At 58.8% G+C, this 22,605-nt stretch carries 22 protein-coding genes; 11 read left to right on the top strand and 11 right to left on the bottom strand.

Translation table 11 applies throughout. The features are described 5' to 3' along the window. The first annotated feature begins 131 nt into the window (after positions 1 to 131). From JIN78_RS14130 to JIN78_RS14105, 6 genes are all read left to right on the top strand, one after another. Positions 132 to 599, top strand: coding sequence for a hypothetical protein (locus JIN78_RS14130; protein WP_200392632.1), 468 nt, complete (start codon positions 132 to 134; stop codon positions 597 to 599). A gap of 1 nt (position 600) precedes the next feature. After that, positions 601 to 903 carry a hypothetical protein gene (locus tag JIN78_RS14125; RefSeq protein WP_200392631.1) on the top strand — a complete coding sequence of 101 codons (303 nt, stop codon included), beginning with the start codon at positions 601 to 603 and terminating at the stop codon, positions 901 to 903. Between the two features lie 389 nt (positions 904 to 1,292). Next, entirely contained in the window at positions 1,293 to 2,027 is a 735-nt protein-coding gene (locus tag JIN78_RS17785; RefSeq protein WP_200392630.1) for a glycosyltransferase, read from the top strand. 43 nt (positions 2,028 to 2,070) lie between these two features. Then, complete coding sequence (locus tag JIN78_RS14115; RefSeq protein ID WP_200392629.1) at positions 2,071 to 3,180, top strand: heparan-alpha-glucosaminide N-acetyltransferase domain-containing protein; 1,110 nt, start codon at positions 2,071 to 2,073, stop codon at positions 3,178 to 3,180. A gap of 39 nt (positions 3,181 to 3,219) precedes the next feature. After that, entirely contained in the window at positions 3,220 to 4,209 is a 990-nt protein-coding gene (locus tag JIN78_RS14110) for a malate dehydrogenase (RefSeq protein ID WP_200392628.1), read from the top strand. A 13-nt stretch (positions 4,210 to 4,222) separates the two neighbouring features. After that, a complete protein-coding gene (locus tag JIN78_RS14105; RefSeq protein ID WP_200392627.1) occupies positions 4,223 to 5,005 on the top strand; it encodes a thiazole synthase in 783 nt (260 codons plus the stop codon). Between the two features lie 79 nt (positions 5,006 to 5,084). Here JIN78_RS14105 and JIN78_RS14100 read toward each other — a convergent pair whose 3' ends face one another. Next, positions 5,085 to 5,492 carry a hypothetical protein gene (locus tag JIN78_RS14100; RefSeq protein WP_200392626.1) on the bottom strand — a complete coding sequence of 136 codons (408 nt, stop codon included), beginning with the start codon at positions 5,490 to 5,492 and terminating at the stop codon, positions 5,085 to 5,087. Between the two features lie 139 nt (positions 5,493 to 5,631). On the opposite strand from JIN78_RS14100, the gene JIN78_RS14095 reads away from it, so the two are divergent. Next, positions 5,632 to 6,750, top strand: coding sequence for an aldo/keto reductase (locus JIN78_RS14095; RefSeq protein WP_200392625.1), 1,119 nt, complete (start codon positions 5,632 to 5,634; stop codon positions 6,748 to 6,750). 33 nt (positions 6,751 to 6,783) lie between these two features. Here the strand turns inward: JIN78_RS14095 and JIN78_RS14090 are convergent, their stop codons facing one another. The 3 genes from JIN78_RS14090 to JIN78_RS14080 form a co-directional block, all read right to left on the bottom strand. Further along, positions 6,784 to 7,701 (bottom strand): sialate O-acetylesterase, encoded by a 918-nt coding sequence (locus tag JIN78_RS14090; protein ID WP_200392635.1) that lies wholly within the window; start codon positions 7,699 to 7,701, stop codon positions 6,784 to 6,786. 44 nt (positions 7,702 to 7,745) lie between these two features. After that, a complete protein-coding gene (locus tag JIN78_RS14085) occupies positions 7,746 to 8,522 on the bottom strand; it encodes a hypothetical protein (RefSeq protein WP_200392624.1) in 777 nt (258 codons plus the stop codon). Between the two features lie 191 nt (positions 8,523 to 8,713). Further along, positions 8,714 to 10,504 (bottom strand): carbon starvation CstA family protein, encoded by a 1,791-nt coding sequence (locus tag JIN78_RS14080; protein WP_200392623.1) that lies wholly within the window; start codon positions 10,502 to 10,504, stop codon positions 8,714 to 8,716. A gap of 103 nt (positions 10,505 to 10,607) precedes the next feature. On the opposite strand from JIN78_RS14080, the gene JIN78_RS17780 reads away from it, so the two are divergent. Continuing rightward, a complete protein-coding gene (locus JIN78_RS17780; protein WP_200392621.1) occupies positions 10,608 to 11,516 on the top strand; it encodes a CPBP family intramembrane glutamic endopeptidase in 909 nt (302 codons plus the stop codon). Positions 11,517 to 11,762: 246 nt separating this feature from the next. Here JIN78_RS17780 and JIN78_RS14070 read toward each other — a convergent pair whose 3' ends face one another. After that, positions 11,763 to 16,211, bottom strand: coding sequence for a phosphoribosylformylglycinamidine synthase subunit PurQ (locus JIN78_RS14070; protein WP_200392620.1), 4,449 nt, complete (start codon positions 16,209 to 16,211; stop codon positions 11,763 to 11,765). A gap of 87 nt (positions 16,212 to 16,298) precedes the next feature. Here JIN78_RS14070 and JIN78_RS14065 point away from each other — a divergent pair, with 87 nt between their 5' ends. Continuing rightward, positions 16,299 to 16,619 (top strand): hypothetical protein, encoded by a 321-nt coding sequence (locus tag JIN78_RS14065; protein ID WP_200392619.1) that lies wholly within the window; start codon positions 16,299 to 16,301, stop codon positions 16,617 to 16,619. 8 nt (positions 16,620 to 16,627) lie between these two features. Then, positions 16,628 to 17,251, top strand: a complete 624-nt coding sequence (locus JIN78_RS14060; protein WP_200392618.1) for a LysE family translocator — start codon at positions 16,628 to 16,630, stop codon at positions 17,249 to 17,251. A gap of 3 nt (positions 17,252 to 17,254) precedes the next feature. On the opposite strand, the gene JIN78_RS14055 is transcribed toward JIN78_RS14060, so the two are convergent. From JIN78_RS14055 to JIN78_RS14035, 5 genes are read right to left on the bottom strand one after another with little or no spacing between them, the layout of a single operon-like run. Next, positions 17,255 to 18,124 carry a YceI family protein gene (locus tag JIN78_RS14055; RefSeq protein WP_200392617.1) on the bottom strand — a complete coding sequence of 290 codons (870 nt, stop codon included), beginning with the start codon at positions 18,122 to 18,124 and terminating at the stop codon, positions 17,255 to 17,257. Between the two features lie 22 nt (positions 18,125 to 18,146). Beyond that, complete coding sequence (locus JIN78_RS14050) at positions 18,147 to 18,587, bottom strand: hypothetical protein (RefSeq protein ID WP_200392616.1); 441 nt, start codon at positions 18,585 to 18,587, stop codon at positions 18,147 to 18,149. Between the two features lie 49 nt (positions 18,588 to 18,636). Next, on the bottom strand, positions 18,637 to 19,257 hold the full coding sequence (locus JIN78_RS14045; protein ID WP_200392615.1) for a YceI family protein: 621 nt from the start codon (positions 19,255 to 19,257) through the stop codon (positions 18,637 to 18,639). Between the two features lie 16 nt (positions 19,258 to 19,273). After that, positions 19,274 to 19,672 carry a hypothetical protein gene (locus JIN78_RS14040; RefSeq protein WP_200392614.1) on the bottom strand — a complete coding sequence of 133 codons (399 nt, stop codon included), beginning with the start codon at positions 19,670 to 19,672 and terminating at the stop codon, positions 19,274 to 19,276. 28 nt (positions 19,673 to 19,700) lie between these two features. After that, positions 19,701 to 20,417, bottom strand: coding sequence for a pirin family protein (locus JIN78_RS14035; protein ID WP_200392613.1), 717 nt, complete (start codon positions 20,415 to 20,417; stop codon positions 19,701 to 19,703). A 110-nt stretch (positions 20,418 to 20,527) separates the two neighbouring features. On the opposite strand from JIN78_RS14035, the gene JIN78_RS14030 reads away from it, so the two are divergent. Then, entirely contained in the window at positions 20,528 to 21,400 is an 873-nt protein-coding gene (locus JIN78_RS14030) for a LysR family transcriptional regulator (protein ID WP_200392612.1), read from the top strand. Positions 21,401 to 21,431: 31 nt separating this feature from the next. On the opposite strand, the gene JIN78_RS14025 is transcribed toward JIN78_RS14030, so the two are convergent. Then, complete coding sequence (locus tag JIN78_RS14025; RefSeq protein ID WP_200392611.1) at positions 21,432 to 22,538, bottom strand: Lrp/AsnC family transcriptional regulator; 1,107 nt, start codon at positions 22,536 to 22,538, stop codon at positions 21,432 to 21,434. Positions 22,539 to 22,605: the final 67 nt, after the last annotated feature.

Genomic DNA, 22,605 nt, shown 5'->3' with positions numbered 1-22,605 from the left:
TTGCCAAAGAACCCCAGAACAAGTAATCAATTTTCCCTCATCACCATCGTTTAGCTGAGCCCTCAACTGGCCGAACTTTGGGGTCCACCTCAGTCCCTGGCCAGACTTATGGCTTGGCAGCTGGAGAGGCAATGGACGAGATTTATCGGTTAGCGGCAGCTGGAGAGAACGTCACGATTCCAACTCACACAATGGTTCGCGAGTTGATGAAAGGGAAAAACGTCAAGTTTGAGCCCAAAATCATTCCTGAGGGATCGTATTTTGCAACGATTGACGCCAAGGATGCAGCTGGGCTTTGGAAGAAACTACGCCTTGAATCACATCACGGCGCACCGAAGAAACTCCAAGAATGGTTGGGGATCAGTGACGATATTTGGGATTCGTCGCCAGCTTACTTGACTGGTTTTCTTGAACACCGTGGCAAGCAAGTTGGAATCCACCAGGCGCTTGCCGATGAGCTAGGCTTCGCTCACCAAGGCACGCGGCCAGCTGGGCTTTCAAATGCACAATTGGTGCAGAAGCTTCGCGATGCCTACTCCAATATCGGCTTAGATGACTTCGGGAAGATCGCAGCCGATTGGTTAGAAAATCAACTTTGAGATGATTGATCCTGACGCAGTTGAAGAAGCCGATATCGAACTTTGTGCTTCAGGGTTCGACAATCTTCTCATGGAAGAAGATCAGGAAGAGCTTCGCGCTTATCACAAAATGCTAGTCGAGATGGGCGCTTTAAAGTGTGCTGAAGTGGTGAGCGAACTTTTGGAGTGGGTTGACGCGATGCCTGATGAAGATGCACTAGATGTGGTTGAACAAGACAAGGAGCGTTATAATAATCTCTGGCGGAAATACGATGCGGCTTCGTGTGAGGAGAAGCCGCAAGAACTGGCGAAATCAACCGGCTGATCGAAGCGCTAAGCCTGTCGGTGAAGACGGAGGCCACCCGGTCAACCTGCAAACTACTGCTCCGTTACGCCTCGTGCTCGCGGTTTGGGGCGGCGTTCCGCAAGGAGCAACCATCAGCTTTGAGTGATCCATCCGGCTTCAATTCCGAAGCCGAACTTGGTTCTTAAGGAGGAGGCCGCAGTGAATGGTGGCTCGGCCCTATTTGTCTTTCACGACGTTTCAATGCCCGAGACATTCCCTGCGCTTGCCCGTCACAGGGCACTTCGCTCTCGGGTCGGCGCGAGAAATAGTGAGAGAAGCGGCTGCTTTGATGGTGTTCTCGATTTCTGTGGAGTTGTTTTCTTGGCAAGTCTTCTAGACGAGGAGGGGGCATTCGATAGAGTGGAAAAGTGATCTCTACTCCCGATCTTTCCGTCATTATTCCGGCTCACAATGAGGAAAAGTTTTTGCCTGTCTGTCTCGCGGGAGTGGGGCGGGCGGGGGAGTATGCGCAGCTGGAGATTGAGGTGGTGGTGGTGCTCAATCGCTGCACCGATGGCACCGAAAGGATCGCCCGGGAGACGGGGGCAGTAATTGTGCGGGAAGACGAAGCAAATTTGGCAAAAATCCGCAATGCCGGGGCAGAGCGGGCCAGAGCTCCGGTGTTGGTGACTTGCGACGCGGATAGTGTTCCGCACGAGAAGGTGTTTGACGAGATTTGGCGCAAATTGCAGGGTGGTCGCTTTGTCGGAGGGGGCTGTTTGACGGTGCCGGAGCGCTGGTCTTTGGGCATTGTTTGTAGTTTGGGGGCGGTGATGCCTTATTTGGCCTGGCATGGGGTTTCCTTTGGGCTTTTCTGGTGTCGGCGGGAGGATTTTCGGGCGATTGGCGGCTTTAATGAGAGGCTGTTGTCGGTGGAGGATTTGGATTTTGCCAAGCGGCTGCGGGCTTGGGGTCGGAAACGGGGGCTTCGCTATGGCACCGCGTGGTCTCCGCTGGTGACTTCCTGTCGAAAGTTCGATCAGTTTGGCGATTGGTATCTGTTTGCCCATCCCCGGGCTGTTTGGCGGGTCTTTCGCGGAACCGATCGGGAAGTAGCGGACCGCTATTGGTATGAGGTGGGGCGGGGAAAATCGTCCGAGTGACTCTGGAGTTCCTATTTGTCTCCCGAGGGGCTAAGCCCCCTCCATGCCGGTCGAGCGCGAGCGTCTTGTCTTTATCGATTTTCTGCGGGGTTACGCCATTTTGATGATGTTGCAAGGGCACACCATTGGGGTGGTTTTGCAGGAGTCCTTTCGCGATCCCTCCTATCCGGCCTATCTCGTTTGGCATTATTTGACGGGCTTGACCGCCCCGGTCTTCTTTTTGGCGGCGGGGCTGATTTTTGCTTATTTGCTGGCACGCAGTGAGGAGGAGGGCGGGGCGCGCCTGGTCAGAGGGGTCAAGAGGGGGTTGTGGCTCATGGTGCTGGGCTGGGTGTTGCAGCTTTGGCCTCCCGTTTTGGTGGATATGGCGGCGGGCGACTGGGGGGCGGGTCTTCGTTTTCTGGGGAAAAGCCATGTTCTGCACACCATTGGTTGGTCGCTGATTCTCATGGTGGCGCTGTGGCTGCTGTGCCGTCGGCAGGGTCGGCTCTTTGCGGGGGTCGCCTTTGGGTTGGCGCAGGTGGCCTTGCTGGCGGGACCGGTTGTCGAGGAGTGGCAGCCGGGGGGCGGGCTGGCGCGGCTGGTGGGCACCTTTGTGGCGCGGGAGTATGCCGCCTTTCCGCTCCTGCCTTGGGTGGGCTATGCCCTGATGGGGGGAGCGCTGGGAGTGCTGGCCTGGCGCACAAAGTGGTATCGGCGCCCGCGATATTTCCTGCTTTTGACCGCCTGCGGGTTGGTGCTGATGTTTGGCAATCCGGTCATTGTGCGGACTTTTTGGGCTCTGCTGGGGGGAGTGGAGGAGACGCGCTTGGCCGAGTTCGGGGGGCGCTATTGGCGAGCGGGGGAGGTGCTTTTTTTCACTGCTCTGGTGGGCTTATTCTGTCGCTGGTTGGTGGCCCGGGGATGGGAGCAGAGTTGGCCCGTGCGGGTGGTGACCACCTGCGGACAGGAAACGCTCACCATTTATTTCCTCCATGTTTTCGTGGTCTACAGCGTGATTTTTGGGGTTGGGTTGAGCGTCTTTTTCCGGCGGGAATTCGGGCCCTGGCTGTCGATTGGGACGGCCCTGATGGTGGAGGGGCTCTTCATCTCGCTGGCCTTGAATCTAAAAAAACTGCGGGAAAAATGGCCGTGGCTGAGACTTCTCAGGTAGGAGATTGACCGGACAACTTTCGCCCGCTAATCAAGAGATGTGAAAAACGCCATTACAGTTTCCGTGACGGGCGCGGCGGGCCAGATTGGCTACGCGCTTCTTTTCCGCATTGCCAGTGGTGCCATGTTTGGCCCCGACCAACCGGTGAATTTGCGTCTCATCGAGATTGAGCCCGGGATGGCGGCCCTCGAGGGGGTGATCATGGAGCTGGATGACTGTGCCTTCCCGCTTCTACAAAATATCCATGGCACCTCGGATCTTGAGGACGGATTCTCGGGGGCCAATTGGGCCTTGTTGGTGGGTTCGGTGCCGCGCAAGGAAGGGATGGAGCGCAAGGATTTGCTGGGTATCAATGGCAAGATTTTCACTGGTCAGGGGCAGGCCATTGCCAAGACGGCGGCGGCTGATGTGCGCACTCTGGTGGTGGGGAACCCCTGCAACACCAATGCCCTCATCGCGATGAACAATGCGGCCGGGGTGCCTAATGAGCAGTTCTTTGCCATGACCCGGCTCGACGAAAATCGCGCCAAGAGCCAGCTGGCGGCCAAGGCCGGGGTGCACTCCAGCGACGTCAGCAATCTCTGTATCTGGGGCAATCACTCCGCGACGCAGTATCCGGATTTCACCAATGCGCGGATCAAGGGGCAGCCGGTTCCTGAGGTGATTAGCGACCAGAGCTGGCTGGAAGGGGAGTTCATCAAGACTGTCCAGCAGCGAGGGGCGGCCATTATCAAGGCCCGGGGCGCGAGTTCGGCGGCTTCGGCAGCCAATGCGGTGGTCGATACGGTGGTGAGCTTGACCAATGAGACTCCGGCGGGTGACTGGCATTCGGTCGCGATCTGCTCGCCCGGTGCTTACGGAATCGAGGCGGGGCTGATGGCTTCCATGCCGATTCGCACCAATGCCGATGGCTCGTGGAGTGTGGTGGAAGGAGTGCCCGTGAATGACTTTTCACGCGGCAAGATTGATGCTTCCATTGCCGAACTTTGTGAAGAGCGCGAAGCGGTCAAAGACCTGATTCCGGCTTAAGTAAATTTTTTTGATGAGTGACCTCCTGAAGATAGCGGACCGTGAGTTCCGCTCCCGTTTGATGTTGGGCACCGGCAAATTCGGATCGCCGGCTGCCATGAAATCCGCCCTTGCCGCCAGTGGCACCGAAATCGTGACCGTGGCCCTGCGCCGCGCCGACCTTTCGGGGGAAAAGGATCCCTTCGCCGATATTCTCGAGCATGTTGATCCCGAGAAATATCTCGTGTTGGCCAATACCAGTGGGGCGATGGACGCCGCCGAGGCCGTCCGTTTGGCCAAGCTGGCGGCGGCAGCCGGATTGCCCAAGTGGATCAAGCTCGAGATTCACCCCGATCCCAATTACCTCTTGCCGGATCCGATCGAGACCCTGAAGGCAGCGGAAGAATTGGTGAAGGAAGACTTTGTGGTTTTGCCCTACATCAATGCCGACCCGGTGCTCGCCAAGCGTCTGCAGGAAGTGGGCACGGCCACGGTGATGCCCTTGGGCGCTCCCATTGGCTCCAATCGCGGGGTGGCCACCCGGGATCAGATTCGCATCATCATCGAGCAAGCGACGGTTCCTGTCGTCGTGGATGCCGGATTGGGGGTGCCCAGTCACGCGGCGGAAGCGATGGAGCTGGGGGCGGATGCGGTGCTGGTCAATACCGCCATCGCGGTGGCCAGCGACCCCGATGAAATGGCTCGTGCCTTTGCGATGGCGACGGAGGCGGGTCGCCTGGCCTATCGCATGGGATTGCCGGAGCAAATTGACACTGCCGCAGCGACCAGTCCCTTGACGGGATTTTTGCAGAGCTGAAAGAGCTCGTCAGCGATTTTGCTCCCGCTGGTCCTTGAGAAGAGGAGGGCGGGAGCCCATCAAATCGCATTCGCTCGACTCAGCCCACCTTCGCCCCTGCCGTCTGGCGGTTCATGAGGAGGAGGTAGAAGATGATGAGGTGAACGATCTGGCTGGGCAGGCGCTCCCAAGCTTCCACCAAGGTGGAGCCGAACATGAGCACGCCCATGAGAGCGATGCCGAGGACGAGGGCCCAGCGGGTGAATTGCCCCCCGATGAGGAGGCCGAGGCCGACTGCGACTTCGGCAAAGACGATGAGGTAGCCCGCCAAAAGAGCCGGGAAACCGCCGATCAGCGTGCCTTCGTAGCCTTGGGCCACTCCCGAGGCAAAGGTCTGTAGCTTGGGCAGGCGCACCCCGCCGTGGAAAAGGAGGCTGACCCCCATGGCGAGACGGGCGGAGTGATAGGCGAGGGCTTCGTTAGTGAGCTGGGAAAGTTTACCAAACATGGAGGGACAATTTCTGCCGAAAAGGCGAAGTGGCAAGGGGTAATTGTCGTTGGGAGGTTCTTTGCCGTCTTTTCCATTTCGGGCCCCTCTTTGGGCAAGTGGTTGACTCTCCCGGCCTCTCGGCTAGATCAGGGGGACGATGGACTTGAGCAAGACTTGTTACGGAAACTGGAGCGGGGGCCGCTTCATGCACTTTGGCGAAATGGTGAGCGAGGAGCGTTACCTGGCACTCATTCACCATGCTTATGAGCAGGGAATCCGCACCTTCATCACCGCCGATGTCTACGGTGGCGGCAAGGCCGACAGCTTCCTGGGGCAGGCCCTGGCGGATTATCCCCGCGACAGCTATTGCCTGGTGGGGTCCGTGGGGCATGATTTCTATCGGGGCGAGCGCCAGGGCAGTGCGGGCTATCCGCGCTTCACCAATCCCGACCTGCACAGCGAGCGCGAGTATGCTTCCTACCTGCGCATGGCCTGTGAGAAGTCCCTGGAGCGTTGCCAGACGGATCACTTTGACCTCCTCATGCTACACAATCCCGATGAGCGGGGCTACACCAGCGAAGCGGTGTGGGAGGGGATGCGCGGGCTCAAGGACGAGGGCCTGAGTGCGCGTCTCGGCATCGCGCCCGGTCCGGCCAATGGGTTCACCCTGGATCTGCTCTATACCTTTGAGAAATTCGGTGAAGTGCTCGACTGGGCCATGATCATTCTCAATCCCCTCGAGCCCTGGCCCGGTCAGCATGTCTTGCCGGCGGCGGAAAAGAACGACATCAAGCTGCTCACCCGGGTGGTCGACTACGGCGGCATCTTCCACGACGACATGAAGCCGGGCCATCAGTTCAAGCCCGGCGATCACCGGGCCTATCGCCCCGAGGGCTGGGTGGAGCGGGGTTGTGAGAAGATCGAGCAGATGCGTCCCTTGGCCGAAAAATACGGTCTGTCCATGCTGCAGTTCGCGTCCATTTGGAATCTTTCCCAAAAGCCGGTGGCCAGCGTGGTGCCGACCTTTATCCAGGAAGCGGGGGAAAACGCTCGTCCGGTGGAAGAGCAAATCTCCGATCTCGCGGCCTTGCCCGACGTCACCTTGACCGCCGAGGAAGTGGCGCAAATCCGGGCCATCGGGGACAACACCGGTTGCATGACGCTCAAGGGAGCCAGTCAGCGCCACGAGGGGCCTTGCGAGCGTCCCGACGAATGGCCCATGCGCCCGGAATTGCTCGAGCTGGCCGATAGCTACGGTGTCGGTCGCGAGTGGTGAGGTGGCCGTCGATGGCTCGTCGGTGCGCGGGCTCTAGGCAAGCCCCCGCCGACGGGCAAAGAGGCTGATCGCGGAGAATAGGAGTAAGCCTGTGCTGGAAGGTTCGGGAATCGTTAGTGCATTCAGATCAATCAGTTCTTGAGCAAAAGCATTGCCGAGAGCCTGTTGCCCGGCGGCATCGAAATGCAGGTTGTCACTCTTTATTCCAAAGCTATCAGTTTCCACGCTACTGACCCCAGCTGTGTCACCTGCGACAACTTCTTGCGCATTTTGAATGCTGGTCAGACGGTTTGCATCGAGCGCGGTTTGTCCGGACGATAATTTACCGATGACAAAGGGAATCTCTCCGTAAGTGAGCCTGACGTCGCTTATGAAGGTGCGAAGATTGCTCTCATAATTGCTGGTGGATGTCGCGTTTAGGGTATCACTTTCTCCCTGCATCCACACAAGGCCTGCGAGCCGGAAGGTGTCGGAGGGATTGGCGCTTTGGAGGGCGCCCAGACCGGCCGTCACGGTGTTTTGAAAGACTAAATATTCGTTACCGTCGTTGGTTTCCGAGCCGTCACCACCAGCACGCCAATCGTTACTGAGATTGGTGCCGCCGTTGGCGTATTTGATGATGGCGAGCGTTGCGGAGGAGGAAGTGCTGGTGAGGTAGGAGGTCAAGTTTTCCGCAAGGGTAATCTCTGGTCCGAAGAAAGTGCCTCCACCGAATTCTGGCGAACCTGGCTGAACTGTTGTTAGCGTGCCAGAGCCAGGGCCTCCCTCGACGTGATAAAAATAGGGCACATCTGATTGAGGAGACTGGAGGTGGGCCGGAAGAGCGGAGCTTGCCGCACGACCGTCTGCATTGGATTGGCCTGCGATTAGGATCACATTGACCAAGGCCCCTTCGAGCTGAGACTGCAAGACGAGTGAGAGTGCGGAAAAGTAGAGAGTAAGCCGTATCATGAAGGGGTAAGTTGGGATGGGTGGTTGGTTTTCTTGCTGACAGCTTACTTCCGCTTTCGCTGAAGAAGCATTGGCAAGCCGAGAGTGACTAGTAGAGCCGTTAAGGGTTCTGGCACGGGGGCGATCGTGAGAGTGAAATTGTCTACTGACATCGCTTCCCGGCCCGAAGTTGCACCGTTGTTTCCGCCATTAATTTGTTCGAAGCCGAATTGAAAGTTGAAGTCTGAGCTAATGACGCTGTCAATTTGTGCTTGGGTTGCCAGAGGCCGGTTGGAAATATTGAGAAAATTAACTCCACCAGTGTTGAATTGACTCACGGAACCATTCCAGACCCGCCAAGGAGTTGTCGTGTTGAAGGTTCCCTGCACCAATTCCCATTCATTGGCTGCGCCGTTCTCAGAGTGAATATCGGCAACCAAAATAAAGTCCTTTGATGGAGTTGTCAGAGCTACGTCTGGAAAGTTGGAAAGCCCAGCTGTGCCATCCCACCGATCGTTAAAGTAGTAGCTAAATGAGTCAGCCGAAGTGATAGGAGAGATGCCAAGGATTTCAAATCGGTCGGTATTTGAGAGGTTGTCTAAAAGGTAAATATAGTCGTCGTCAGGTGTGCCAGATAACCCTTGCGCGGGCAGTCGGTTGTTAGTTGGTGCTGTGGCGCTTCCAGTCCAATGGACGGTATTCCCTGCAATGGCACTGCCGTAATTATTAACATGACCGGAATTTTCGAAGTCATGAAATATCCCCCCTACTTGAGCAAAGAGTTGTGAGGGGAGAGAGACCAAAAAAAAGGCGAAAAATGATTTGGGAAGGTTTTTTTTCATAAGAATTAAAGGGATGTAACCCTTATATGTTTTTTTTGGGTGTGGTGCAATGTTTTTCTAGAAAAAGAAAACCTTCAAAGAATCTTTGTTGTTATTTTTTTATTATTTTTACTGTTAGGTGTTGGTTGTTTTGGCTCTAGTGGATGAGAATATTGGTTTTTTAGAGTGTTCTATGTTTCCTAGAGAGTTGTTCAGAAATTGGATGCGCACCAGCGCTTAAGGCCTTCCGCAATGATCCAGACTTCCAGCACCATGGTGGCGGCCGCGATGGTGCTGAGGAGGTAGTTGGGCTCCACCCCGGTGAGCCAGGCGGCATCGCCTTGAAAGAGGTTCAGGGCCATGGCCAGACCGGGGAGAATCAGCATGAGGACGGCAGGGGGCACGAGGAACCAGGTGGGGGCTTGCTTTTGGCGCAGCCAGAAGAGGATGACGAGGAAGGCGAGCCCGCCGAGGAGCTGGTTGGTGGCTCCAAAGAGGGGCCAGAGGAGGAGGCCGCCCTTGCCGAGATTGGCGAATTCCCAGCTCTGCCCCGGCCCGGGCACGGCGGCGATGATTCCCGCCACGAGCACGGCGAAGACGGTGGCCAGGTGCTTGTTTTTCAGCGCGGGAAGGTGGATTTGATCCGCCAGCTCCTGCACCACGTAGCGCTGCAGGCGGCAGGCGGAGTCCAGGGTGGTGGCGGCGAAGGAAGCCACAAAGACCCCCATCACTGCGACCGCGAAGGCGGCGGGGAGGCCGAGAGCTTTCAGCAAATTGGCCGCGCCATCGACGAAGGCCCCCACCTTGGCGGCCAAGCCGGCGGCACTGCCCCAGCTGGCGTAGCGCGCTTGATAGGCGGCTTCTCCCACGAGGAGTTCTCCGGTGGGCACTTGATTGATGATCTCGGGAATTCCCAGGCCTAGTCCGGCCACGCAGGCGAGGATGACGATGGTGGCCAGAAAGCCTTCGGTGAGCATGGAGCCGTAGCCGACAAAGTGCGCGTCCCGTTCGTTGGCCAGTTGTTTGGAGGAGGTTCCTGATGAGACCAGGCAGTGGAAGCCCGAGATGGCTCCGCAGGCAATGGTGATGAAGAGAAAGGGGAAGATGAAGGGGGCACCCTCGGGATTGAGCCGGATGGCGGGGGCAGAAAGGGAGAGGCTTTGCTGGCCGGCCCCTTGATCGAGCCCGAAAAAGGCCGCCGCGAAGAGCCCCAATACGACCAGCGCGAGAGTGGAGACCAGTTGCAGGGAATTGATGTAATCGCGCGGTTGCAGGAGCAGCCAGACCGGGAGGACCGAGGCTACGTAGGAGTAGAGGAGCAGCAGGACGACCCAGACGATGACCGGCCAGTCGGCCAGCGTGCTGTTGAAAGAGTGGAGGAAGCCAACATCGCCGAATGCGACGGTGAGATACATCAGGGCGAGGGAAAGGAGGGAGGGCAGGAGGAGGCCTTTGCCTTTGCGATGGAGATAAGAGCCGATGAGGACGGCGAGGGGAATCTGGATGAGACAGGGAAAAATGGCGGCCGGGTAGGCCTTGAAGACGGCCGCAATGACGAGGCCAAAAATGGCTAGGACGATGGTAAGGGCGAGAAATAAGACACTGAGGAAGAGGAGGCGGGCCCGCGAGGAAAGCACTCGCCCCGCGATGTCGCCCACCGTCTGTCCGCGATTGCGCAGCGAGACCACGAGAGCGCCCAAATCGTGCACTGCCCCGATGAAGATGGAGCCGAAGAGGACCCAGAGGAGAGCGGGCACCCAACCCCAAATCACGGCCAGGGCTGGTCCCACGATGGGGCCAGTGCCTGCGATGGAGGTGAAGTGGTGGCCAAAGACCACGGACTTGTGGGTGGGCACGAAGTCATGACCATCCTCGAGTTTGCGGGAGGGCGGGGTGCGCTCGGGGTCGAGTTGAAAGATTTTTTGCGAAAGCCACTTCCCGTAGGTGTGGTAGGCGACGAAATAGGCCAGAAAGGCGCCGAGGGCGATGAGGAGGGTAGCCATGGGAAAGAGAGGGGTTGGATATACCATGTTCTCGCACGGCCCCAAGTGTGCATTTTTCCAATTTCGAGAGACAGTCCGGGCCTCCTGTGGCAAAGGAAGAGCCGTGAGTGACCAGAATCGCCCTGTAGCCCCGCCCCAGCCCCCTCCTGTTCCCGATTTTTCTTCCCTGCCTGCGGAGCCCCGTCCCTGGGGACCCTGGTGGAGTATCCTGTGGGGGTTTGTGGTCATTTGTGTCTGGCAGATTGCTCAAATCGCGACTCTGATGGTCCTCTCCCTGCTCGAACAAGGTCCGGCGGGACTGAGTGGGGAAGCTCTCAACTCCTTTATGGAAAACGCCATGCAGGATGGCGATGCCGTGGGTTTGATGAGCTTTTTTTCCGCCCTGGTGGCTTGCGCCATGATAGTGGCCATCGTGAAAGTGCGGGGGATTTCCTTGGCCGAAGGGCTGGCCCTGCGTGCGCCGCGCCACTGGTGGATGTGGCTCCTGGTGCCCCCTTTCTGGTTTGCCGGAGTGACCCTGATTGGTCTGTTGGTGGAGAATTTTCAGAGTGACAAGTCGGCTCTCGATCAGGAGCAGATCGCGGGCATGGTGGCGGGGGCCGATTTTCTCGGCTATCTCCTCCTGGGCGTGGCGGTGGGTGCGCCCTTGTTCGAGGAGTTTCTTTTTCGCGGACTACTGCACGAAGGATTGCGTCAGACAGTCATTGGGCGCTGGGGGGCGATGGTTCTCACCGCTCTGGTTTTCTCGCTGATGCACGCGCAATATCAGGATCCGGCGGCTTTCGTGATGCTCTTTTTCCTCGGCTGTCTATTCACGCTGGCGCGGGAGCTCTCGGGCAGCCTCTGGATTGCGGTGGCTCTCCATGCGCTGCAGAATGCGATGGTCACCACGATGATGTTTCTTGTGCTCAATGGCCACATTCCCGAGAGCCAGCTGCCCGATGAGATGAAGCAAATGCTTGAGGACATGGAGAAAAGCACCCCCGCTGAGGTGTCTTCAGAGACCTTATAGAGGAGGCGGATTCACCGCAAAGACGCGGAGGCCGCGAAGTGATCGCGGAGAAGAGAAAACAAATATTTCCTCTGAGACTCCTTTGCGGGCTTTGCGCCTTTGTGGTTGATTATTGAAAAACTGGGATTCACCGCAAAGACGCGGAGGCCGCGAAGTGATCGCGAAGAAGAGAAAACAAAAATTTTCTCTGCGGCTCCTTTGCGGGCTTTGTGCCTTTACGGTTCAAAATCCGAACAGCTCTTCACCCTATCGGAAATAAGCCACCCCGGCTTTGAAGAGGGGTTGATGCTTTTCGCCGGGGATGTTCTTCGCCACGTAAGCTCCGCGCCGTTCGGTGTGACCCATTTTCCCCAGAATGCGTCCACAGGGACTGGTGATGCCTTCGATGGCGAGGGCGCTCTGGTTGGGATTGCAGGGCTCGGCCATGGTGGGCTCGCCGGTGGCATCGCAATATTGAGTCGCGATTTGACCGTTTTTCACCAAGGCCTCCAAGGTGGCTTCGTCGGCGAGGAAGCGGCCTTCGCCATGGGACATCGCGATGTGGTGGAGGTCGCCGACCTGACAGTTGGCGAGCCACGGCGAGTTGGTGTTGGCGATGCGGGTGGTGACGTAGGTGGAGAGGTGGCGCGCGATGGGGTTGTGGGTCAGGGTGGCGCTCACTTCCCCGTCGCCGCCGGGGAGGAGTCCCGATTTGACGAGGGCCTGGAAGCCATTGCAAATGCCGAGGATGAGGCCCTGGCGCTCCTGATGCAGATCGGCCACCGCGTCGGCAATGCGGGGATTGCGCAGGATGGTGGCGATGAACTTGGCAGAGCCATCGGGTTCGTCTCCGGAGCTGAAACCGCCAGGCAAGAAGAGGATTTCGCTGCTCCGGATTTTTTCGGCAAAGGCCTGTAGGGATTCCTCGATGGCCTTGGGGGTTAGGTTGCGGAAGACGAAGATTTCGCTCGCTGCTCCCGCTTGGTCAAAGGCCCGGGCGCTGTCGTATTCGCAATTGGTGCCTGGGAAAACGGGGATGAGAACCCGGGGCCGGGCGCTCTGGCTGCGGGGCGTGGACTGGCGGGCGGCCGGATTTTCGACTGCCGCCACGGTGAACTCGCGGGCGGCGGGCTCGGAGGCGGACTTTGCCACGGTGGGGTAAACACTTTCCAAAGTGCCGGTGTAGGCGGCGCGCAGGTCGTCCAGAGAGTGCCTTTCGCCGTTGAGCACCAGCTCGGCTTGGGCAGTGGTTTTTCCGATTACGGTGAAGCCGTCCGGAAGCTCGACTCCGGCTGCCAATTCCAAAAGGAAGGTGTAGGGCGCGCGCGAGAGAGGAGCGAGGTCGCTGGTGACTTCGGCTCCCCTGTCATTGCCCAACGCGCAGATGGCGAGGGCGTGACCGAGACCGGGCTGGCCCACGTATTTCAGCGCGCGCACTTTTCCGGCCTCGACCAGCTGGTGAATCTGGTCAGCCAAGGCAATAAGCGCGGGGTAGTCGGGCAAGCCTTCTTCGTCGGTGGGCGCACTGGCGAGGGAGAGTTGGGAATCGCTCTCTTTGAATTCAGGCGACACTGCGAGCCGGGCCGAGCCGGGCGCGAGGGCAAAGGAGACGAGGGTGGGGGGCACGTCGAGGTCCTTGAAGGAGCCCGACATGGAGTCTTTTCCGCCGATGGCGGCGAGACGGAGCCCGTGCTGCGCGTGGTAGGCACCCAGCAGGGCGGCGAAGGGCAGACCCCAGCGAGCGGGGTCGTCGCCGAGCTTGGGGAAATATTCTTGGAAAGTGAGCCGCGTGTCGCGGAGGCGAGCCCCGGTGGCGACCAGCTTGCAAACGGATTCCGCCACTGCATGGACGCTGCCGTGGAAGGGCGAGGCGCTGCTGAGCTCGGGATCGAAGGCCCACGACATGTGGGTGCAGGCCTCGGTTTCGCCAGCGAGCACCGGCACCTTGGCCACCATCGCATCGGGCGGAGTGAGCTGGTTTTTTCCGCCAAAGGGCGACAGCACCGTGCCCGCCCCAATGGAGGAGTCGAACATCTCACCCAAGCCTTTTTGGGAGGCGAGGTTGAGGGAGGCAAGATGGGAAGCGAGTGCACTGGGGGCCGGTTGCGGCACCGGAATGTCCGCCGGGCGATAAAACAGAACGGGGTCAATGAAGAGGAGGGTCCTGCCGTCTTCGGCGAGGAGCACGTTTTCGTCGTGGAGGTCCTCGACGAATACGTCCATACTGGGGATATAGTAGTCGTCGTTTCGGAAGCGAAAGGCCCCGAAGCGGCTTTTCATTGTGGCTTCCACTTGGCTGCGAGAAGCTCCTAGAGGAACACCGGATTGCGAGCGTTGGGTGCGGGCGGTGATTTGTTTCACCACGCAAGCCAGTGAAAAATCATCTTCAAGTAAGCCTAAAAGTTCGTAGGCGGTTTCGGGAAAGAGGAGGCGGTGAAGATGGAGCCTCTCCAAGTATTGTAACCAACTTCCATGGTAGGAGCCGTTATTGGCTTTTACGAAATGGGTTCCATCCCGCTCGGGATAAACCTGCTGCTCAGCCCCGCCAAGCTTCCCGGCGGCTTCCCATTCCGCATCAAAGCTTTCCTGGGAAAGAAACTGGTCGCTTAGGCTGCGAAGTTCCCGTTCTTCGAGGGAGCGTAGGGCTCTGTCGAGTTCGAGCCGTTCTGAGCGGCTTTCTGGCGGCTTGACGCCAGCTCTTTCGCTTGCGCGATGCACTCTTCGTAGGACAGCGGCGATTGTTTCGCCAATGCTTCCGATGCACTCTCGGAATGAATCTGATGAGCAGCGCTCAAGTAGGTTTTCTCGTTTTTCATGGTTAAAAGATAGCGCAGGTGTCAAATGCGGCTTGTTGACGTGGATCTTCGCCGAGCCCTGCACGCCATTGGTGTCGATGAAGGCGCGGGTGAGGCTGACGATGGTTTGGCCGCGCCAGGTCATGTTGAGGCGGCCGCTGTCGGTGACTTGGGCCACTTGCACGCACTCGAGGTTCTCCTTGTCGGATTCGGCGATGAAGTAGGCCACGTCCGCCGGGTCGACGACCACGGCCATGCGCTCCTGGGACTCGGAAATGGCGAGTTCGGTGCCATCCAGGCCCTGGTATTTTTTCGGCACGGCATCGAGGTCGATGTCGAGGCTGTCGGCCAGCTCGCCAATCGCGACCGAGACTCCGCCAGCGCCGAAGTCGTTGCAGCGCTTGATTTTGGAAGAAAGCTCCGGGTTGCGGAAGAGGCGCTGCACCTTGCGCTCGGTGGGGGGATTGCCCTTTTGCACTTCGGCGGAATTTTCCAAGGCGGTGTCGGTGTGTTCTTTGGAAGAGCCGGTCGCGCCGCCCACGCCATCGCGTCCGGTGCGACCGCCGATGAGGAGAATGATGTCGCCGGGTTCGGGGGTGCCGCGCTGCACCTGGCTGCGGGGACAAGCGGCCACCACGGCTCCGATTTCCATGCGCTTGGCGAGGTAGCCGGGGTGGTAGATTTCCGACACTTGGCCCGTGGCGAGTCCAATCTGGTTGCCGTAGGAGGAGTAACCGCGGGCCGCTTCGAGACAGATTTTGCGCTGGGGCAACTTGTTGGGCAGAGTCTCGGAAAAAGGCGTGCGCGGGTCCCAGGCTCCGGTCACGCGCATGGCCTGATAGACGTAAGCGCGACCGGAGAGGGGGTCGCGAATGCAGCCCCCGAGACAGGTGGCCGCCCCGCCGAAAGGCTCGATCTCGGTGGGGTGATTGTGGGTCTCGTTCTTGAACTGGATGAGGTATTCCTCGTTGGTGACGGTGCCGTCTTTTTCCACCGGGACTTCCACGATGATGGAGGCGGCGTTGATTTCCTCCGAGATTTCGAGGTTGTCGAGTTCGCCCGATTTTTTCAGCTCCTTGGCGGCGATGATGGCGAGGTCCATCAGGGTTTCCGGGCGCTCGGTATCGACACCGTAGAGGGCTTCGCGGGTCTTTTGATACTGGCGGTAGCTCTCCTGGATGACGGCGGTGTCGTCGTCGAAAGTGACCTCGTCGATCTTGGTTAGGAAGGTGGTGTGGCGGCAGTGATCGGACCAGTAAGTGTCGAGCAGCTTAATCTCGGTGAGACTGGGATCGCGCTTTTCCTCGTCGCGGAAGTAGCCTTGGGTATGAATCAAATCGGCTAGGGTCATGGCGAGGCCGAGTTCGTCGCGCAGAGCCGAGAGTTCGCTTTCGTTTTTGGCCAGGAAACCCTCCAGGATTGCGACATCGGCGGGCTCCTTGACCGGCGGAGTGAGGGTTTCGGGGATTTCCAGCGAGGCTTCGTGGGAATCGACGGGGTTGATGAGGTAGTCCTTGATGCGGGCCAGATCGTCGGCGCTGAGGTCGCCCTCGAGGAGGTAAACTTGTGCCGAGCTGACGGGGGGCGCTTCTTCTCCGGTGAGAATGGCGATGCACTGGGCGGCGGAATCGGCACGCTGGTCGAATTGGCCCGGGAGGAACTCGATGGCGAAGCGGTGGCTGGCCTCGGGGAGTTCGCGGTAAGTGACTTCAGTGAAAGGCTCGGAAAGGATGAGTTCGCTCGCTTGTGCAAAGTGCTCCTCGCTCAAGCCGTCGACGAAGTAGCGCTGCAGGCGACGGAGATCGCGGAGTTGGGGCAGGTCGAGAGTCTCGCGCAGATCGGCGAGGAGTGACTGGGCGGGCTGGCTGTGTTCGGGACGTTTTTCGACGTAAAGCGCGTGCACCCGAAGGGCAGTAGGCATTTTTTCAACCAGTGGCGAGTGCGGAATGTGTTTGAGAAGACAAAATCGGTGTTCGTCTCTCCTCCCGGGCCTTGTTAAGAGGGGGTCGTGAAGTCCTTTTGCCTTCTTTTTTTGCTGGTCGCATTCCTGCTGGCGGCCTGTGGTCCGACTGGCCTTGACGAGAAGGGGATGCCGTTGCCCCGTCCCCGGCTGGCTGCCAAGGCGGGCATCTCCCTTGATCAAATGGGGGAGGGTTATTGGGTCTTCAGCCGCAAATGCCTCGAATGTCACGAGGCCCAGCTGCCCCAGGGGGAACTCTTGGGCCAGTGGCATCCCGTGGTGGCGGGGATGGCGGGCAACGCCGGGCTCTCGCTCTCGGAGGAAGCGGCGGTGGTGAATTACATCCGGGCGGCCAAGTTGAATAATTGATCGAGGCGATGAGCTGGTTGGCGGAGTGGGCGCTTTTTGCGGGCGTGATGGCGGTGGGGCAATTCAGCCCCGGGCCGGATATGATTCTCCTCACCCGCACCGCGCTCAAGGAAGGGCTCCGGGAAGGGTGGCTCGTGGTTGTGGGAATCGTGATGGGGTTGGCGCTGCATGCGGCTCTTGCCATCGGAGGAGTGTCCGTTCTTTTGACGCAGGGAGGCTGGTGGGAAAAGGGCTTGAGCGTGGCCGCAGCCGCTTACCTTAGCTGGTTGGGGTGGCAGATGATTTCAGTCTTCTTCATGGCCTATTACGGGGCGATCCGAATAGAAGAGCCCGCCCGCAAAGGCTCCTTTTTTCAGCAAGGACTGCTCTGCAATGTGCTCAATCCCAAGGTGGTTATCTTCTTTGCCGGGCTCACCACTGTTTTTTTGAGGGAAGAGCGCGGCTTCTGGTGGCCTCTGCTGCTCTGGGGCACCATCGTGGGCGAGGGGCTGGTTCTCTGGGGGCTATGGGTGGTTTTTCTCCAGAATGCCAAGGTCCGTGGCGTTTACCGGGCCCATGGGAAATGGGCCGACCTCGTCTTTGGCTTGGGGCTCTTTTTGCTCGCCGGACTGCTCCTTTGGCGCGCTTTCTAAAGCTCATTGGCCCTGTCCGTCGGGAGCAAGGGTCACGATTTTGACCTGAAACTCGATCTCGTCGTTGACGAGGTGTCCGGCGAGACGGTGGAAGAGCTTGCCGGAGCCGTAGTTGATGCCCCAGCGGGTGCGGTCGAGGCTGAAGGTCGCTTGCGCGGCGGCTTGTCCTTCGGGGGTGATCCCGCAGCTGGCAGGAAAGGTGAGGGGGTGGGTCACGCCTTTGAGGGTGAGTTCGGCGGCGATTTCGTGATTCACCGCGCCCGGGTGACTGCTGATTTCCCGGCAGCCCGTGATTTTGAGCCTTGCGTTGGGAAACTTCTCCAAATCAAGGAAGTCGTCGTTGTGGAGGTGGGCGATGAGGACGTCGTGCATGGGGCCGCCAGCGAGGTCGAAACAGTCCATGCGGGCGAGGTCGAGGAGGATATCACCTCCGGTCAAGGCTCCTCCCGAGAATTCCAAGAAGCCCTCCGCAATAGCGACGCTGCCATGATGGGCATTGAGGAGATTGCGGCCCGTCCAGTGGACTTGCGAAGCTTCCAAATCGAGAGCTTGCCGGCCTTCCGGTGCCTGCGGGGGAGTCGGGAGGGGCGTGCCGGTCTCGACGGCGTCGCCTGCCTGTTCGCGTCCCGCCAAGCCCCCTTCGACGAGGGTGACCTCCTTGTAGCCGAGGCGACGCAATTTCTCGGCTGCCATCTCGGCCTCCAAGGAAGTGCCGTCCGCGCCGTAGACCCGAAAGGCGGTCTCGCGGTCCGGGAAGCGCTTCTGGATCTCGTCCGGAAATTGCACTTCGAAGACGGGTTGATTCACCGCGCCAGCGAGGTGCCGGGCTTCGTAATCATCGGCGAGGCGGACATCGAGGAGGACGGAGGACATGGTGGGGAGAAAGGGAAATTATTTAGTCTTGGTGGGTATTGCGGTAATGGGCGCGCTGCTCTGGCTCATCGGCCATCAGGAGGGCGCGAAAGATTCCGCTCAATGTCACTTTCTCATCATGACGCTGGCGGCCGATCTGCTGGGCGGTCAGACCGAGGTCCTCCTTGGGTCGTTTGGTGGGCCGCTGCACGGCCTCTTGGGTGGCAGCCGCAACCTCGGCATTGTCACAGGGCAGACCGCCGAGAAGGGTGCGCACTTCGGCGAGGCTTTCGTGCAGCTCACTGATGCTGCGGCTCAGGGAATCGAGTTGTTCGTTGATTTGAGGATCTTTCGACTTCACCAAACCGCGCAGATTGGTGCATTCCAAATCCAGCTCTCCCTCCACCCGGTTGAGGCGGTCTGCAAGGGTCTTGAGAGAACGGCTGGCTTCATTTTTATCCAAGGTGACAATATTTTCAGACATGATCACCACTCTACGCGATCTTGGTTGTTAGGCGAGGTTTTTTGGCAGGTTAAGACGCGGCTTTTGCCTCCAGTTCGAACTTGATGATCACTTCCTTGCGGATGAGATCATCTTTTTTACCTTCGAAATCGACCCCGAACTCGTTGCGGTCGATATCGAACTCGGCAGAGACGGTGATGAGCTCGTCGTTGACCTCCACCGTAGTGGGAAAAGTCAAATTCTTGGTCACGCCGTGAAGGGTGAGGTTGCCAGAGACATCATAGCTGGACTCCGACTTTTTCTCGAAGCCGGTCACCACGAATTGGGACTCGGGGAAGTTGGGCACATCAAAGAAATCATCGTTCTTGAGGTGTTCGGTGAGCTTATCGGCATCGGACCAGACGGAGTCCATCTGGATGGTGAACTCGCCAGCCTGGGGCTCGCCATCTTTCACGATGAAGTGGCCGGAGAACTCCTTGAAGCCGCCTTCATGACTGCCGGTGACTTTGGAACCAACGAAGCCGATAGTGGAAGCGTCGGTGAATTCATAGGTTGTGCCTCCGGTTGATTCGGCAGCGGGAGCGGCTTCTTTCACTTCCGCGTCGGTGGTGGCATCGGCGGGATTTTTGCAGGAAGCGAGTGCAAAGAGCGACAAGCTGCTTGCGAGGATAATGTTCTGTTTCAATTTCATGTTTGGGACTTGGTTTTTATGATTCGTTTTTCAGGAGAGTGAGCCAAGAGGCACGTTTGGTGAAGAGCACGTAAGCAGCTAGAAGTGAGATGAGGATGACGGGAGGCTGGAAGATGGCTGATCCGCCAGCAATGAAGAGGTTGAAGGCGAGGATGCCCACTACGATGGGCCCGAGGAGAAGCAAGCCGAGATTGCGCGTTTTCGGAATGATGACGAAAACGCCGCCGAGAATTTCCAGAATTTTGACAAAAGCGAGAAATCCGGTGGCATAGACTGCTCCGAAGAAGAGAGCGGGGGGAGAGCCCTCTGGCGGTCCTCCTTCCGGCTTGGGGATGAAAGAGAGGAAGAAATCCAAACCGAAAGTGAGGAAAGCCAGACCCAAGAGGGTGGCGGCGATGTTAGGGAGGTGTTTCATTTGAGTATTTTGGTGGGGTCGTGGATGTTTAAGAAAGAGCGAAGAAGAGGAACTCACTGTCTTCTGTCGCCCTGATCGGAAGGCTAGCGCCAAAGGCAGCGGCATCACCAGCCCGGAGGGTTTGGTCCGCGATTTTTATTTCGCCCTTGATGAGATGAAGAAAGTGGTGGCTGAAGGGGCTGTCGGGGGATAGCTGGGCACCTTGGGAGAGGTGGCCAAAGTGGATCTCGGCGTGTTGCCGGATGGCGAAGGACGAACCGGCCCCGCTTGGGGAGGCCAGCAGGGTGAGGCCGTTTTCCTGGCGCAGGGGCTTGGTGTCGAAATCGGCGTAGCGGGGCTCACCACCGGGCGCGGCTGGGGTGATCCAGATTTGTAGGAGATGCACTGGTTTTTCTGCGGAAGGATTGAATTCGGAGTGGGTGACCCCGGATCCCGCCGACATGTATTGGAATTCTCCTGCTTTAATGATGCGGCCATTGCCCATGGAGTCCTTGTGCTCCAGCTCGCCAGCAATGACGTAGGTGAAGATTTCCATCGAGGCATGGGGGTGAGTGCCGAAGCCTTGTCCGGGAGCAATGATGTCGTCATTAATCACGCGGAGGCTGCGGAAGCCCGCCATTTCGGGATGGTAGTGCTCGCCAAAGGAAAAGGTGTGCCAAGAGTCGAGCCAGCCGATCTCGGTATGGAAGCGCTCGTTGGCGCGGCGGAGGAAAATTTCAGGGGTGGTCGATGCGTTCGTTTGCATGACCAAGAGATAGCGGAGAGGCGAGTTTTCCGCCAATGCGGTCTTCTTTGCCTGAGTCTGCTTAAAAGGCAGGCTTGAGTATTCCTTGAGGCTAGGCTAGAGCTGGCACTATGGATGTGCGGAAGTTGCGCTACTTCGTGGCGGTGGCCGAGAAGAGCAATATCTCGGAGGCGGCGCGGGAATTGCATCTCACCCAGCCGGCGTTGAGTCGGCAGGTGCGGGCTTTTGAAGAAGAGATGGGCTGGGAGTTGTTGGCGCGGACGGGCAAAGCGGTCACTTTGACGAGAGAAGGGGAGGTGGTTCTGCGGGAGGGACGGCGGATCCTCAAGGCCATAGAGGCGGGGGAAAGGCGCCTGCGTCAGGAGCTGGCGGGGGCGGAGCTGCGGGTCGGCTATGCCCCCAGTCTGGCCGGAGGCCTCATCGAACAGGCGATGTCCGTTTTTTGCCAGATGCATCCCCAGGTGAGGGTGCGGCTACACGATTCCACTTCGGAAGAGCTGTGGCAGGGATTGCGCCAGGGAGAGCTCGATTTGATTTTGGAAGTGGCCACTGAGGATGCCGACATCCATTGGCAAACGCTCCGCCAGCGCCACTTGCGGGTTGCGGTGCCTGCAGGCCATCGCTACGAGAAAAGACGTCGCTTGAAGGCGGCCGATCTCGATGGGGAGCGACTTTTATTACTCTCCCGTATCGATTATCCCAACTACTGGCGGGCGGTTACCGACTACTTTGCCGAGTATGGGCTCAATGCCAAAGTGGCGGGGGAGTTTGACGGCATCGAGAGTCTGCGCATGGGGCTCATTGCGGGATTGGGCATGGCCTTCGTCGCGGAAGGAACGAGCCTGCCTTCCACGGTGAGTCTCGTAAAAATAGACCCTGATCCGCAACCGATCTGCGTGGCCGTGGGGTGGCTGGCCTCGCGCAGCTTGGAAAGCTGGGAGGAGATCTTTGTGGCCGAACTGCAGCGCGCGGTTGTGCGGTAGGCCCCCGGCAAGTGGCTGGCGGGGAGCAAAATCAGGCCTCGAAGGCGGGGGGATTGGCGTGCCAAGCGGCGTAGATCTCGGGAGAAATCTCGGAGGGCTTGATTTCGGACCGACCACCCCAGAAGACATTGGTGTAGCTCACCGGGATGCCGCAGGCTTCCAAGTGTCGATCAATGGCCGCCTTGTGTTCCATGACCTTGTCCTTCTCGGTGCCATGGACCACGCCCATGATATTGACGTTGCCGAACTTGGGGCCGCCTTCCCGCCAGTAGGCGTGCGTCATGCAGTGGTGGCGGCCCACCTCAGCGCCCGCCTGCTGCTCCATCCCTTGGGGCACCGCCCAGTGGAAAAGCCCGTTGAAGCGGGTGACCTTTTTGCCGGTTTCCGACGGCTTCACGTGCTCGAGAAACGTGGAGAAGCGGCCGATCACTTTCTTGGCATTGAGGTCTTCGGCCACCTCGAAGAATCGCTCCAGGCTCACCCCCGCCTTCCGGGCGCGTTGGTCCCAGCAGTTGGAGATGATTTCCTCCGGAGTCAGTTCTTCTTTGAGCGAGAGCAGCACCTTCCACTCCTCCTCAGTGAGCTCGACGGTGGTGGTGGTCATCATCTCGGCGGGTTCCGCGACCTTTGCGCCGGGCTCGAGGCCTTTGCGGCGCACGTGGCCTACCCCAAGGGCGAAGACTCCTTTGGCCGGCATGAGAATGTATTCTTCGGCCCCGACGATCTCTTGCAGCACGCTGGCATGATGGTCGAGGGATTCCCCTTGGGGGACCTTCAGCGTGGTCCAGAGGCGGTAGCCCGAGCCCGAGACCTGCTGGTCGGTGGAGCGCGTCACGACATGACCGGAAAAGGGGTCATGCTGGAACAGGTAGTCGAAGATGGCGCTGAGCTTTTCCTCCGGCACTCGCCAAGCGACGAGAGCGCCATGGGCTAGCTTGGTGGCGAGGAGGGTCTGGCGCACCCGGCGGATGACGCCGGCTTCCAGCATGGCGCGGATGCGTTCGAGAACGAGGGGCAGCTCAACGCCGGTTTGCTCGGCGATGACCTCGAAGGGTTGGCGCTGGAATCCGGAAACCAGGTCTTCGGAAACAGAGAGAATACGGGCGTTAATGGGGTCGTCGTGCTCGGTGGGAATCATTGTGAAAGTCCTTACTACCCTCCTAAACGAGAAATCACCACCGCAGGTTTTCGTTTTTCTGCCTCAA

Origin of the sequence: Roseibacillus ishigakijimensis, from assembly GCF_016595415.1 — a bacterium.
GTDB lineage: Bacteria > Verrucomicrobiota > Verrucomicrobiia > Verrucomicrobiales > Akkermansiaceae > Roseibacillus > Roseibacillus ishigakijimensis.
Note: the sequence above shows the minus strand (reverse complement) of the source record. Positions and strands in the feature narration are given on the sequence as shown.